9 protein-coding genes and 1 tRNA gene are annotated in these 12,941 nt (G+C 69.5%); 2 read left to right on the forward strand and 8 right to left on the reverse strand.

The window, feature by feature from the left end; all coding sequences use genetic code 11:
- Positions 1-2 precede the first annotated feature (2 nt).
- The 7 genes from pknB to ACFYTQ_RS09115 form a co-directional block, all read right to left on the reverse strand.
- A complete protein-coding gene (gene pknB, locus ACFYTQ_RS09085) occupies positions 3-1,913 on the reverse strand; it encodes a Stk1 family PASTA domain-containing Ser/Thr kinase (RefSeq protein ID WP_387358518.1) in 1,911 nt (636 codons plus the stop codon).
- Entirely contained in the window at positions 1,910-3,415 is a 1,506-nt protein-coding gene (locus tag ACFYTQ_RS09090) for a protein kinase (RefSeq protein ID WP_387358520.1), read from the reverse strand. The genes pknB and ACFYTQ_RS09090 overlap by 4 nt, the downstream gene beginning before the upstream one ends.
- A gap of 36 nt (positions 3,416-3,451) precedes the next feature.
- Entirely contained in the window at positions 3,452-4,918 is a 1,467-nt protein-coding gene (locus ACFYTQ_RS09095; RefSeq protein WP_387358522.1) for a peptidoglycan D,D-transpeptidase FtsI family protein, read from the reverse strand.
- Positions 4,915-6,384 carry an FtsW/RodA/SpoVE family cell cycle protein gene (locus tag ACFYTQ_RS09100; RefSeq protein ID WP_387358524.1) on the reverse strand — a complete coding sequence of 490 codons (1,470 nt, stop codon included), beginning with the start codon at positions 6,382-6,384 and terminating at the stop codon, positions 4,915-4,917. The genes ACFYTQ_RS09095 and ACFYTQ_RS09100 overlap by 4 nt, the downstream gene beginning before the upstream one ends.
- Positions 6,384-7,829, reverse strand: coding sequence for a PP2C family protein-serine/threonine phosphatase (locus tag ACFYTQ_RS09105; protein WP_387358526.1), 1,446 nt, complete (start codon positions 7,827-7,829; stop codon positions 6,384-6,386). Before ACFYTQ_RS09105 ends, ACFYTQ_RS09100 begins: the two co-directional genes overlap by 1 nt.
- Positions 7,826-8,293 carry an FHA domain-containing protein gene (locus ACFYTQ_RS09110; protein WP_387358528.1) on the reverse strand — a complete coding sequence of 156 codons (468 nt, stop codon included), beginning with the start codon at positions 8,291-8,293 and terminating at the stop codon, positions 7,826-7,828. The genes ACFYTQ_RS09105 and ACFYTQ_RS09110 overlap by 4 nt, the downstream gene beginning before the upstream one ends.
- 189 nt (positions 8,294-8,482) lie before the next feature.
- Entirely contained in the window at positions 8,483-9,823 is a 1,341-nt protein-coding gene (locus tag ACFYTQ_RS09115; RefSeq protein ID WP_387358530.1) for an FhaA domain-containing protein, read from the reverse strand.
- Between the two features lie 215 nt (positions 9,824-10,038).
- Between ACFYTQ_RS09115 and ACFYTQ_RS09120 the strand changes: the two genes are divergently transcribed.
- Positions 10,039-10,121 (forward strand) — tRNA-Leu (locus ACFYTQ_RS09120).
- A gap of 57 nt (positions 10,122-10,178) precedes the next feature.
- Here ACFYTQ_RS09120 and ACFYTQ_RS09125 read toward each other — a convergent pair.
- A complete protein-coding gene (locus ACFYTQ_RS09125) occupies positions 10,179-10,841 on the reverse strand; it encodes a phosphate uptake regulator PhoU (RefSeq protein ID WP_387358531.1) in 663 nt (220 codons plus the stop codon).
- A 129-nt stretch (positions 10,842-10,970) separates the two neighbouring features.
- On the opposite strand from ACFYTQ_RS09125, the gene ACFYTQ_RS09130 reads away from it, so the two are divergent.
- Positions 10,971-12,392, forward strand: a complete 1,422-nt coding sequence (locus ACFYTQ_RS09130) for a hypothetical protein (protein WP_387358533.1) — start codon at positions 10,971-10,973, stop codon at positions 12,390-12,392.
- Positions 12,393-12,941 lie beyond the last annotated feature (549 nt).

Consider the following 12,941-nt stretch of genomic DNA (forward strand, 5'->3'; position numbering starts at 1 on the left):
GCTCAGGGCGGGCCGAGCGGCAGCACGCCCACCCAGATGTTGATCGTGCCGTTCTTCGGGTACTGGACGCCGGGCGCGGGCTGCTGGTTGACCACCTTGCCGACGCTGTTCGCGTCGAGGGTGGTCTGGTTGTTCTGCGTCACCTGGGCCATCGATCCGGTCCAGCCCTGAGCGCGAAGCGCGTCCACCGCCTGCGAGGCGCTCATCCCGCGCAGATCCGGCATCGGGAACTTGTCGCTGGTGGCGACCTGCACGGTGATGGTCGAACCCTTGTCGGCGTCGGAGCCGCCGGGCGGATCGGTGGCGAGTACCTCGCCGTCCGGGCGGGTCGAGGGCACCTTCTTGATCACGACCTTGAAGCCCGAGGACTTCTCCAGATTGGGCTGGGCCACATCGATCTGCTGACCCACCACATCGGGAACGCGGACCTGTTCGGGACCCTTGCCGAGGGTGATGCTGACCGCGCTGTCCATGTCGACCTTGGATCCGGCGGGCGGATTGGTCGTGACGACCTTGTCCTTGTCCTCGATGCTGGACCAGTCGCGGTTGATCTGTCCGTCCAGCCGCAGGCCCTGGGCCTTGAGTTTCTCCTCGGCCTGTTGCTGGGTGAGCTGGGCCAGCTGCGGCACCTGGACCGGCTGCGGTCCGGTGGACACCTGGACGGTGACCGTGCTGCCCTTGGGAGCGCGCGACCCGCCGAGCGGCTGGGTGGAGATCACATTGCCGACGGCGATCTTGCTGTCGGCCTTCTGCTGGATGGCGACGGCGAAGCCCGCCTTCTGGAGTTCGTCCTGCGCCTGGGCCGCGGGCTTGTTGGACAGATCGGGGATGGCCGTCTGTTCCGGTCCCGCCCCCGGGCCGAACACCCAGAACAACGCCGCGATCGCGGCGACCACGACGGCCGCGAGCACCCCGAGCAGCACCGCGCGGCGCGAACCGCCGGGTTCGGCCGGGGGCTGTTCGGCGGTGTCGTCGGCGCCCTCGACCGTGCGGTAGCGGCGCGGCGGGGAGTCGATGCTGCCGAGGATGGTGGTGCGGTCCTCCTCGGTCATGACCATGGGCGCCTGCGGTTTCTGACCGCCCAGCACCCGGATCAGGTCGGCGCGCATCTCGGCCGCGGTCTGGTACCGGTTGGCCGGATTCTTGCTCATCGCCTTGAGCACGACCGAATCCAGTTCGCGCGGCACGCCCGGATGGACGTGCGAGGGCAGCTTGGGGTCCTCGCGCACGTGCTGGTAGGCGACGGCGACGGGGGAGTCACCGGTGAACGGCGGCTCGCCGGTGAGGATCTCGTAGAGCACGCAGCCGACCGAGTACACGTCGGAGCGGGCGTCGACCTGCTCGCCGCGGGCCTGCTCGGGCGAAAGGTATTGCGCCGTACCGATCACCGCGGCGGTCTGGGTCATCGGATTGGAGCTGTCGGCGATCGCGCGCGCGATGCCGAAGTCCATCACCTTCACCGCGCCCTGCCGGTTGATCATGATGTTGGCCGGCTTCATGTCGCGGTGCACGATGCCGTTCTTGTGGCTGAAATCCAGTGCGGCGCAGACGTCGGCGATGATCTCCATCGCGCGCCGCGGCGGCAGCGGGCCCTTGCCGCGCACGATGTCGCGCAGCGTCTCGCCGTCGACGTACTCCATCACGATGTAGGGCAGCGGGCCGCCGTCGACCTCGGCCTCGCCGGTGTCGTACACCGCCACGATCGCGGGATGGTTCAGCGCCGCCGCGTTCTGCGCCTCCCGCTTGAAGCGCAGGTAGAAGGTGGGGTCGCGGGCGAGGTCCGCGCGCAGCACCTTGATCGCCACATCCCGGCCCAGCCGCAGATCGCGCGCCTTGTGGACCTCGGACATGCCTCCGAATCCGATGATCTCGCCCAGTTCGTAGCGAGAAGACAGATTCTTCGGGGTCGTCATGGCAGTCCTTGCGATGGAGTGGCCGGAGTGCTGCTGTCGGTGCTGGTGCCGGTACCGCTGGTGTCGCTGTCGTTGAAGTTACCGTGTACGCCGCCGAGGCCGGGAATCCCCGGAACCTGCGGTGTCCGTGCGGTTGTCGTGGACTGGCGGGTGGTCCGGGTCGGGGTGGTGGTCGGGGGCGGGGGCGTGGTGGTGCTCGGCGGCTGGGTGGTCGTCGCCGTGGGCGCCTCGGTGGTGGTGCGGACCGGCGGCGGGGCCACCTCGGTGGTGGGTTCCTCGTACGTCGTGGTGGTCCGCGACGGCGGCGGGGTCGTGGTCGTGGTGACGACGACGGTCGGCTTGTTCACCGTCGGCGTCGATTCCGGCGGCTTCCCGCTCAGCAGCACCCACGCGGCCAGACCGCCGAGCACCACCGCGCCGACGCCGAGCCCGGCCAGCGCCTTCTGGGTGCCGGTCCAGCCCGACCGGTCGTCCGCGGGCGGCACCGTGCGCGGGCCGCCGGACATGGCCGAGGTCGGACCGACCCGTTGTGCCTGTGTCGCACCGGGATTCGCGGCCGCGTAGCGGTCGTATTCGCCGCGCGGCAGCACCGCGGTCGGCCCGACGGCGGGCGGCAGCACCCGGGCGGCGCCGGTGCCGGGCGTGCCGCCACCGCGCGGCGGCGGGGGACGGCGACCCGAGCGCACCGCCGCGACCGCGTCGGCGAACTCGCCGCCGCTGCGGTACCGGCGGCTCGGATCCTTGGTCATCGTGATCTCGATGAGCTCGCGCACATTCGGCGGCAGATCGGCGGGCATCGGCGGCGGCGCCTCGCGGACGTGCTTCATCGCCACGGTCAGCGCGCCGTCGCCGCTGAACGGCCGATGCCCGGCCAGCGCCTCGTAACCCACCACACCGAGGGAGTACACGTCGCTGGCCGCGGTGGCGTCCTCGCCGGTGGCCTGTTCGGGGGCGATGTACTGGGCGGTGCCCATCACCATGCCGGTCTTGGTGACCGGGGAGGCGTCGACCGCCTTGGCGATGCCGAAGTCGGTGATCTTCACCTGACCGGTCGGCGTCACCAGGATGTTGCCGGGCTTCACGTCGCGGTGCACCACGCCCGCCGCGTGCGCGACCTCGAGGGCGCGGCCGGTCTGCTCGAGCATGTCCAGACCCTGCGCGACCGAGAGCCGCCCGAGCCGGTTGAGCACGGCGTTGAGCGGTTCGCCCTGCACCAATTCCATGACCAGATAGGCGGTTTCGCCGCCCTGGGCGTCGAAGGTCTCGCCGTAGTCGTAGATGCCCGCGATGCCCGGGTGGTTGAGCTGCGCGGTGGTCTTGGCCTCGGTGCGGAACCGGTGCCGGAAGGTCGGGTCGGCCGAGAACTCGGCCTTGAGCACCTTCACCGCGACCCGGCGGTCCAACCGGGTGTCGAGCGCCTCCCACACCTGACCCATGCCGCCGGTGGCGATCAGTCGGTGCAGTCGGTACCGGTCCGCGATCAACGCACCGTTGTTCAGCATTGCAGCCCCCGTAGGGTGTTCAGCGGGTTCATGAGGTCAGCCCCCCTGCATTCCGGCGTCGAGCACCGACCGCGCGATCGGCGCCGCGACCGAGGCGCCCGTGGCCGCGGTGCCGCGATCGCCGCCGTTCTCCACGATGACCGCGATCGCGATCTTCGGGTTCTGGGCCGGCGCGAAGGCGATGTACCACCCGTGCGGCGGCGTATTGCGCGGGTCGCTGCCGTGCTCGGCGGTGCCGGTCTTCGACGCGATCTGATACGGCCGGGCGTCGGTGCCGCCGACCGTGTGCTTCTCCGACTCGATCATCATCGCCGTCAGCTGCGAGGCCACCGGGGCGCTCACCGCCTGACCGACCGAAACCGGTTTGCTGCGCGACAATTCGCTCAGGTCGGGGCCCTGCAACTGGTCCACCAGATGCGGTTCCATCCGCACGCCGCCGTTGGCGACCGTGGCCGCGATGACCGCGTCGTCGAGCGGGGTCAGCGCGACATCGCGCTGGCCGATGCTGGTCTGGGCCAGTGCGGCCGTATCCGGGATGGTCCCGACGGTGCTGTCCGCCACGGGAATCGGAATACCCGAATGACTGCCGATCCCGAACGCCGCCGCCTCGTCCTTGAGTTTGGCCGCGCCCACCCGCATGCCGATCTCGGCGAACGCGGTGTTGCAGGACAGCCGGAACGCCTCCAGCATGGTCGCGGTCGCGCCGCCGCCGCAGGTGGTGCCGTTGTAGTTCTCCAGCGTGGTGGCGGTGCCCGGCAGCGTGATGTTCGGGGCCGCGGTGAACTGGTCGTCGGTCTTCACACCCTGGGCCAGCGCGGCCGCGGCGACCACGACCTTGAACGTCGACCCGGGCGGATACGTCTGCGACACAGCGCGATTGAGCATCGGCTGTTTGGTGTCGGCGGACAGCTGCTCCCACGCCTGGGTGCTCTTGGCGCCGTCGTGGCCGGACAGCTGGTTCGGATCGTAGCTCGGGGTGGACACCATGGTGAGGATGCGGCCGGTGCTCGGCTCGATCGCGACCACCGAACCGGTATAGCCCTTACTGGTCAGCTGCTGGTAGGCGACCTGTTGCATGACCGGATTGATCGTGGTCACCACATTGCCGCCGCGCGGATCGCGCCCGGACACCAGATCGATCAGCCGTCGCCCGAACAGCTGGCTGTCCGATCCGTTGAGCACCGAATCCTCGGCCCGCTCCAATCCGGTGCTGCCGTACTGCATCGAGTAGAAACCGGTCACCGGCGCGTACGCGGCCGGGTCGGTCGGGTAGGTGCGCAGGTACTTGTACCGGTCGTCGGTGGCGATCGAACTCGCCAGAACCGCTCCGCCCGCGGAGATCTGGCCGCGCTGGCGGGAGTACTCGTCGAGCAGCACCCGCGAGTTGCGCGGATCGTTGCGCAGGCTGTCGGCCTTGATCACCTGCACATAGGTCGCATTGAGCAGCAGCGCGACGATCATGAGCATGACGGCCATGGCGACGCGGCGCAGCGGTGTGTTCATACCGTTTCCCCCTTCGCCGGGTTGATCATCGCCGTGGGTGCCTCGGCGATCGGCGCCGGTTCCCGTTTCCGGATCGGCGCGGGTGCGCGGGCCGCGTCGGAGATCTTGACCAGCAGCGCCAGCAGGGCGTAGTTCGCCAGCAGCGACGACCCGCCGTAGGACACGAACGGGGTGGTCAGCCCCGTCAGCGGAATCAGCTTGGTGACCCCGCCGACGACCACGAAGACCTGCACCGCCAGCGTGAACGACAATCCCGCCGCGAGCAACTTACCGAAGCTGTCGCGCACCGCCAGCGCCGTGCGCAACCCGCGCAGCACCAGCACCGTGAACAGCAGCAACACCGCCGTCAGCCCGATCAGCCCGAGTTCCTCACCGATGGTCGCGACGATGAAATCGGTCTTGGCGAACGGCACTTGGGAGGGCCGTCCGCTGCCCAGTCCGGTTCCCGCCAGCCCGCCGGTCGCGAGCCCGAACAGCGATTGCGAGATCTGGTAGCCGGTGTTGTTGTAGTCGGCGAACGGATGCAGCCAGGTCGACACCCGCACCCGCACATGCCCGAAGGCGTTGTAGGCGAACACGAATCCGACGGCCAGCAGCGCCGCGCCGACCATCAGCCAACCCACCCGCTCGGTGGCGATGTAGAGCAGCGCGAGCACGGTCGCGAAGATCAGCAGCGAGGTGCCCAGATCCTTCTCGAACACCAGCACGCCGACGCACAGGATCCACACCGCCACGATCGGGCCGAGGTCGCGCGCCCGCGGCAGTTCCAGCCCGAACACGTGCTTGCCCGCCGCGGTGAACAGATCCCGCTTGGACACCAGCACCGCGGCGAAGAACACGATCAGCGCGATCTTGGCGAATTCGCCCGGCTGCACGCTGAATCCCGGTAATCGCACCCAGATCTTGGCGCCGTTGGTCTCCGAGTACGCCGCGGGCAGCAGGGCGGGCACCACCAGGGCGACCAGTCCGAGCAGGCCGAGGGTGTAGCCGTAGCGGGCCAGCGTGCGGTAGTCGCGCAGCAGCACCAGCACCGCGATGAACACCACGATGCCCAGCGCGGTCCACAGCACCTGATCGTCGGCGTTCGCGCTCGGCATCGGCCACGAGTTGTAGGCCGCGGTCTGCTCGTCGGCCAGATCCAGGCGATGGATCAACACCAGCCCGAGGCCGTTGAGCACGGCCACGATCGGCAGCAGCAGCGGATCGGCGAACGGCGCGAACCGCCGCACGGCCAGATGCGCGACGGCGAACAGCGCCAGATACGCGACCGCCAGCGTGGCCAGATCCCACGAAATCCGTTGATCCTGACTGGCTTCCACCAACACCAACGCGACCGTGATGAGAATCACCGCCGCCGCCAGCAGCAACAGTTCCATATTGCGGCGGGTCGAGGGCGGGGGCGCGGGCGCGAATCCACCGGGCGGACTCGGAAAGGCCCCGGCGGACGGCGGTGCCGGTGCGGACATCAGTCCGCCTTCCTGCAGTTCTCCCCCGGGGTCTGCGCGGCGGGCGATTGCGACGTCGACGGCTGCTGGGCGGGGTTGTTCGTCGGCGTGGGCGTCGCCGAGGACGGCGCCGGATTCGCCGGGGGCTCGGCGGGATTGTTCGACGGCGGCACGACCGGCGGGATCACCGGCGGCGCGGGCGGGACGCACACGGGCAGCAGTTCGGTGCTGGTCAGCGTCTCGAGCTGGCGGCGCGCGTCGTCGAATCCACCGGGCGGCAGACCGTTGGAGATCTTGTCCCGGCCGGTCTGGCGCAGGTCGGCGACCTCGAGGCGCTGGCAGCCGCTGGGGAAGCCCGCGCCGGGCCGCATCAGGGTCAGCTTGCCCTCGCGCGTCACGCACGCCTGCTGATCCACGTCGCGGATCGAATAGCCCAGCACCGAACCGGGCAGCCCGCGCATGATCACGACGGTGCCGTTGTCGGCGCCGACGTAGTAGTTGCCGCGAATCATCTTGTAGCCCACCACGAGTCCCACCGCGACGGCCACGACCAGCGCCAGCGACAGGACGATCCAGCGCAACCGGTGACTTTTGCCGGGTTCGGGCGGGTCGGGGGTGACCGCGGCGCGACGGGGCGCGCTGCGCGGCGGGCGCATGGCCGCGGCCCGCCCCGCGGCGGTGTTGGGCGGCGGGGTGTCCTCGTCCTCACCGGAGGCCGCGCCCGCGACGATGGGATGGCTCTGGCCGTAGTCGAGATCGATGACGTCGGCGACGACCACGGTCACGTTGTCGGGACCGCCACTGCGCAAGGCCAATTCGATGAGCCGGTCGGCGGCCTCGTCGGTGTTGCCCTCGCGCAACGTGTTCGCGATGGTCTCGTCGCTGACCACGTCGGAGAGACCGTCCGAGCACAGCATGTAGCGGTCGCCCGCGCGGGCCTCGCGCACGATCAGCGTGGGCTCGATCTCGTTGCCGGTCAACGCCCGCATGATCAGCGAACGCTGCGGATGGGTGTGCGCCTGCTCGGGCGTGATGCGGCCCTCGTCGACCAGCGACTGCACGAAGGTGTCGTCGCGGGTGATCTGGGTGAGTTCGTCGGCGCGCAGCAGGTAGGCGCGGGAGTCGCCGATGTGGGCGAGGCCGAGTTTGCGGCCCGCGAACAGGATGGCGGTGAGCGTGGTGCCCATCCCGTCCAGTTCGGGCTCCTCCTCGACCTGATCCGCGATGGCCGCATTGCCCTCGCGCACAGCGCGATCCAGTTTGCCGAGCAGATCGTCGCCGGGCTCGTCGTCGTCGAGATGCGCGAGCGCGGCGATCATCAACTGGGAGGCCACCTCGCCCGCGGCGTGACCGCCCATGCCGTCGGCGAGGGCGAGCAGTCGCGCGCCGGCGTAGACGGAGTCCTCGTTGTTGGCCCGGACGAGACCGCGGTCGCTGCGCGCTGCGTAGCGGAGAACAAGTGTCACGATCGCAGCTCGATCACTGTCTTGCCGACACGGACAGGGGTGCCGAGCGGAACTCGGACGGGGGTGGTGACCTTCGCTCGATCGAGGTAGGTCCCGTTGGTGGAGCCCAGATCCTCGACGTACCAGTCGTCGCCGCGCTGGGACAGCCGCGCGTGCCGGGTCGAGGCGTAGTCGTCTGTGAGCACCAGCGTGGAGTCGTCAGCACGCCCGATGAGCACCGGCTGGGTGCCGAGCGTGATGCGAGTGCCGGCGAGTGAACCCTGAGTCACCACTAGATATTTGGCGCCCTTCTGGCCACGGCTGAAGGATGGCAGCACCGCGGAACCGCGCGCGGCCCGGGGCTGGATCCGGATGCCGGATGCCGCGTAGATGTCGCTTCGCAGGGTGCGGAGCACCGCCCAGACGAACAGCCACAACAGCAGCAGGAAGCCCGCACGGGTCAGTTGCAGGATCAGTCCCTGCACGGCGCTCCACCTCCTGTTCGACCGGTGCCGTAGGTACGGATCGGCCCCGCGACCGGCGTGCTGGGTCAGCACGGCCCGGCCGCCGAGCGATGTTGGCAGCATCATAGGGCCGACGACCGGTCGCGAGCACGATACGGCCGACGAAACCGACGGGCCGTCCCGCGACCCTGCACGCGCGAGCTTACGGGATCAGACGATCCGGATCAGGATCTCCGAATGTCCGGCGCGGATGACATCACCGTCGGCGAGCTGCCAATCCTGGACCGGCGAACCGTTGACCAGCGTTCCGTTGGTGGAACCGAGGTCCGACAGCATGGCCACCTGACCGTCCCAGCGCACCTCGATGTGGCGGCGGGAGACGCCGGTGTCCGGGAGCCGGAAGTGCGCGTCCTGGCCGCGCCCGATGATGTTGCTGCCCTCGCGCAGCTGGTAGGTCCGGCCGCTGCCGTCGTCGAGCTGGAGGGTGGCCGAGTAGCCCGAACCGCTGCGCGGGGGCTGCTGCGCCGGGGCGGGCTGACCGTATCCGGCCGGCTGCTGGGCGTAGCCCTGATCGGCGTACCCCTGGTCCGCGTAGCCCTGCTGCGCGTAGCCCTGATCGGCGTAGCCCTGTTCGTAGCCGGGCGCCTGATAGGCCTGACCCTGCTGGTAGCCCTGGTCGTACCCGCCCGGGGTCTGGGCGTAGCCCTGCTGGCCGTATCCCTGGTCCGCGTACCCCTGTTCGGCGTAGCCCTGCTGCCCGTACCCCTGGTCGGCGTAACCGCCCTGTTCGTAGCCCTGCTGGCCGTACCCCTGTTCGTAACCCGGCTGGGCGTACCCCTGGTCGGCGTAGCCCTGCTGGCTGTAGCCGCCCTGGTCGTAACCCTGCTGGCCGTAAGCCGCGCCACCCTGCTGGTAGTCGTACCCGTTCTGGTAGTCGTAGCCCTGCTGCGCGTCCGGCGCGGCGTAGTCCGCGGGGTACTGGCCGCCGCGACCGTAGTCGTCGCGATAACCGCCCTGCGGGGCACGGCCCGCGGGCGGCGGTGCGTACCCGCGATTGCGTGGATCGGACTCCGCGGGCTCGCGGCTGGGGTCGTAGCCTGAGTTCTGCGTCATGGGGCCAGCTCCTGGTTGCGGGTGCGCGGTTCGTTGTCGGGGTCGTCCAGGGCTCGCGCGGCCCACGTCCGGGTCCACCCGGCCGCGCGTCCTGAACTGTCCGGTGTGCAGCGTAGGGGATGCCTCGAACTCGACGTGTACTTCGCCGTAGGTCTGCCATCCCTGCTCGCGGATGTAGTCCTGCAAATGTTTGGCGAAGGCCTTGGTGGTGAGTTCGTGGTCGGCATCGAGTTGCCGCAGGTCCGAGGGGTTGATGGTGATCACGTAGCTGTTGGGAGCCAGCAGGTGCCCGCCGTCGAGTTCGGTGACCTGATCGGCCGCCTCGCGGTGCAGCGCCGCCTCCACCTCCTGGGGGACGACACTGCCGCCGAACACGCGGGCGAAGGCATCACCGACGGCACCCTGCAGGCGGCGTTCGAAGCGCGACACGATGCCCATCTCGGCCTCCCTTCGGTGCGCGTTCCTCGACTGTCACCATTCCGCGACACGCCAAATGGGCGTGTCGTCGAACGGACACGGTGATTGCATGATATCCACGATCCTCCACACCTGTAACTCTCGGCGTTCCCGCCGAGTTCCCTTACCCCGTCGAGCCGGGTGACCAGCCGATTTCATTCCGGCATCGCCCCCGTGATACGGTCTTCCAGTCGCTCGGGCGAGTGGCGGAATGGCAGACGCGCTGGCTTCAGGTGCCAGTGTCCTTCGGGACGTGGGGGTTCAAGTCCCCCTTCGCCCACCGTAGTCGAAGCGCCGCGGATCCTCACGGATTCGCGGCGCTTTCGCGTTTTCGTGATCAGTCCGTGCTCGCCTGTGCCGACAGCGGAATTCCGGTGTGGAAGAAGCGGATCAACCGGCCTATCCGCACACAGTGTTCGGCGCAGCGTTCGTAGTGGTGCACGAGCAGGGACAGGTCGACGGCGGTGGCGTTGTCGTGCGGCCGGTCCGGGGCGGTGAGGGTGGTGCGGACCTGCTGGTGGAGTTCGGGCAGCGCCGGATCGGGGGCGACGGGTTCGGTGTCGGCGTCGAGTTTGCCGGCGGCGATGACCTCGACCGCGCGGGCCGCGAGAGCCGTTGTGCGGGAACCGATTTCGGCCAGGGGTCCGAGGATCTCGGGCGGGGCGACCGGATGCGGGTAGCGGCGGACCACGCTGTCGGCGATGCGACTGGTGAGCCAGCCCATGCGGGACAGGTGTTCGGTGATCTGGATGGCGCTCACCACATGCCGCAGGTCGCGGGCCACCGGGGCCTCGAGGGCGAGCAGGATCACCGCGCGGTTCTCACAGGCGCCGTATTTCTCCTGGAGCTTCTCGTCGAGGGCGAACACCTCGTAGGCGGCGGTGAGATCGGTCTCGCCGACCGCCACCGCCACCCGCTCGGTGGCCTCGTGGGCGAGGCTCGCCAGGCGCTCGAGCTCACCGGTCAGCGCCGCGAGTTCCGAGGAGAATTTCGTTCGCACGCGGTAATCTTCGCCGCTCGCAGGGTTGATCGCACGAATTCTGGGGAAACGGATGCCCGTGCGCGCTGTGGGGATCGATACATGAATCCGGTTGATGCGCATCCGTATTCGAACAGGCAGGATCGCGGGGTGCCCACCCGCGTTCGCCCCCGTGCCCTCGGCGCGCTGACCACCGCCGTCGCCGCCTGCGTCCTCGCCGCCACGTCCCCGGCCGCGGCGGCCGCCCCCGGACCCTTCGCGGCCCCGAATCCCTATCTGGGACCGCAGGGTTCGGCCACCATGCACGCCGACGCCGGGAATTCCGACGCGACCCCGTTCGCCGGACCCGGCGCGCGGCCCGTCGCGGCGACGATCCTCCCGCTGGCCGCCGCCTGCCCCACGCTGCTGCAAGGGTCGGACGGTCTGGTGGTGGCGCTGTGCACCACGATCGCCGGACAAGTGCCGACGGTGTACCTGCTCGATCCGGACGGTCCGGGTACGCCGCTGGCCGCGCTGCCGCTGCCCAAGGGCGGTCTGCTCGGCGGCGTGTACGCGTATCTCGATCACCGCGATCGGCTCGTGGTCGTGGACGGGCAGCGCCGGTTGGCGCGGATCGCCCACGATCGGGACGCCGCCGGGGCGTGGCGCCTGCGGGTGGACGAGTCGGTGGATCTGTCGGGCGCGGTGCCCGACGGGGACAGCGTGGTCGGGCTGGTGCCGGACGCGGCCGGGGCGGTGTGGTTCGCGACCGCGCGGGCAGTGGTGGGTCGCGTCGACCTCGCGGGGGCGGTGACGACCGTCGCGCTGCCCGCCGGCGAACAGGTGGCGAACAGCATTTCCGCCACGCCCGACGGAAAGGTCGCGGTCGCCACCACCTTCGCGCTCTACGAGCTGGACACCGTCGCCGGGCGGCCGCACGTGCGCTGGCGCGCCCCCTACGATCGCGGCCCGGCCCGCAAGCCCGGTCAGCTCAGTTGGGGCACCGGATCCACGCCGGTGTACTTCGGACCCGAGACCGGGGCGGACTACGTCGCCATCGTCGACAACGCCGCCGGGCCGGTGCGGTTGCTGGTCTTCCGTTCCGGCACGGGTGATCTCGTGTGCGCGCGGCCGGTGCTCACCCGCGGCGGGGCGGGCAGCGAGAACGCGCCCATCGGCCTGGGCCGCACGGTCGTGGTCGCCGGAACCTACGGCTACCCCTATCCGACCGTGCCGGAGGGCGCGGGACCGGCGGACCCGCCGACGGCGGCGTTCACCGGCGGTATGACCCGCGTGGATGTGGACGGGGACGGCTGTCACACGGTGTGGGACAACGCGGTTCGCAGTTCGGCGGTGCCGATCCTGTCCGCCGCCGACGATCTCGTCTACACCGTCGCGCGGATCGGGCCCGAGCACACCACGCCGCTGGACGGATTCGAGTTCACCGCCGTCGATCCCGCGACGGGGGACGTGGTCGCGCGCAGTCCGCTGCCGGGGACCGTGGCCGAGGATCCGTTGCAGATGGCGCCCCTCATCACCCGCGACGGCCGGATCCTGCAGGGCACGATCAGCGGCATCGTTCGAGTGGGTTGAGCACCCCGGCCAAACGCCCGGGGGACTGTGATCTTCGTCGCAGAAGGGGTTGCGGGATCGGGTCGATCGAAAGGGTTGCGGGCGTGGGTTATACGCATGCCGGTCGGCCTTCCGGGCAATGAAAAGGAGTGGACATCAGTGATCGAATCTGCAATGCCGGTCGCATGTCTCGTATTGGCCGGATTTAACAGACTTCGGGTTTGTTTTCTGAATGGCTACCTTTTGGTCACCTTCGGTTGTCTCAGGGAAACCCCAGCTAGACGGCCATGTACTGCCACCGGATGGTGGCCGCCACTGGTCGTGGCAAATGTGAAAATCACACTCTTCCACCGGAGATCTCACCCGTTATCGGCGGTTTGTGAGGTACCGCGAGTACCGCGTTCCCGAGCGCCCACCGGTAGGACGCCGAGAATTTGCGCGGGGGTCTCAAGAGAGCTGTCGGAGGGGTGGTTTCGGGACGGTCACGTATACGCTCGGGCCCGGTGGGGGAGGTTGCATAGCGATAACGATTGTGTAGAGTTGTCGGTAACGCTGGCCGCAGCTGAGCTG

The sequence above is a fragment of the Nocardia sp. NPDC004068 genome (genome assembly GCF_042874315.1).
GTDB lineage: Bacteria > Actinomycetota > Actinomycetes > Mycobacteriales > Mycobacteriaceae > Nocardia.

Excerpts from the sequence above, each read along its gene's own strand:
- pknB (WP_387358518.1), bottom strand. The coding sequence starts at position 1,913 with ATGACGACCCCGAAGAATCTGTCTTCTCGCTACGAACTGGGCGAGATC.
- ACFYTQ_RS09100 (WP_387358524.1), bottom strand. The coding sequence starts at position 6,384 with ATGTCCGCACCGGCACCGCCGTCCGCCGGGGCCTTTCCGAGTCCGCCC.
- ACFYTQ_RS09115 (WP_387358530.1), bottom strand. The coding sequence starts at position 9,823 with ATGGGCATCGTGTCGCGCTTCGAACGCCGCCTGCAGGGTGCCGTCGGT.
- ACFYTQ_RS09095 (WP_387358522.1), bottom strand. The coding sequence starts at position 4,918 with ATGAACACACCGCTGCGCCGCGTCGCCATGGCCGTCATGCTCATGATC.
- ACFYTQ_RS09090 (WP_387358520.1), bottom strand. The coding sequence starts at position 3,415 with ATGCTGAACAACGGTGCGTTGATCGCGGACCGGTACCGACTGCACCGA.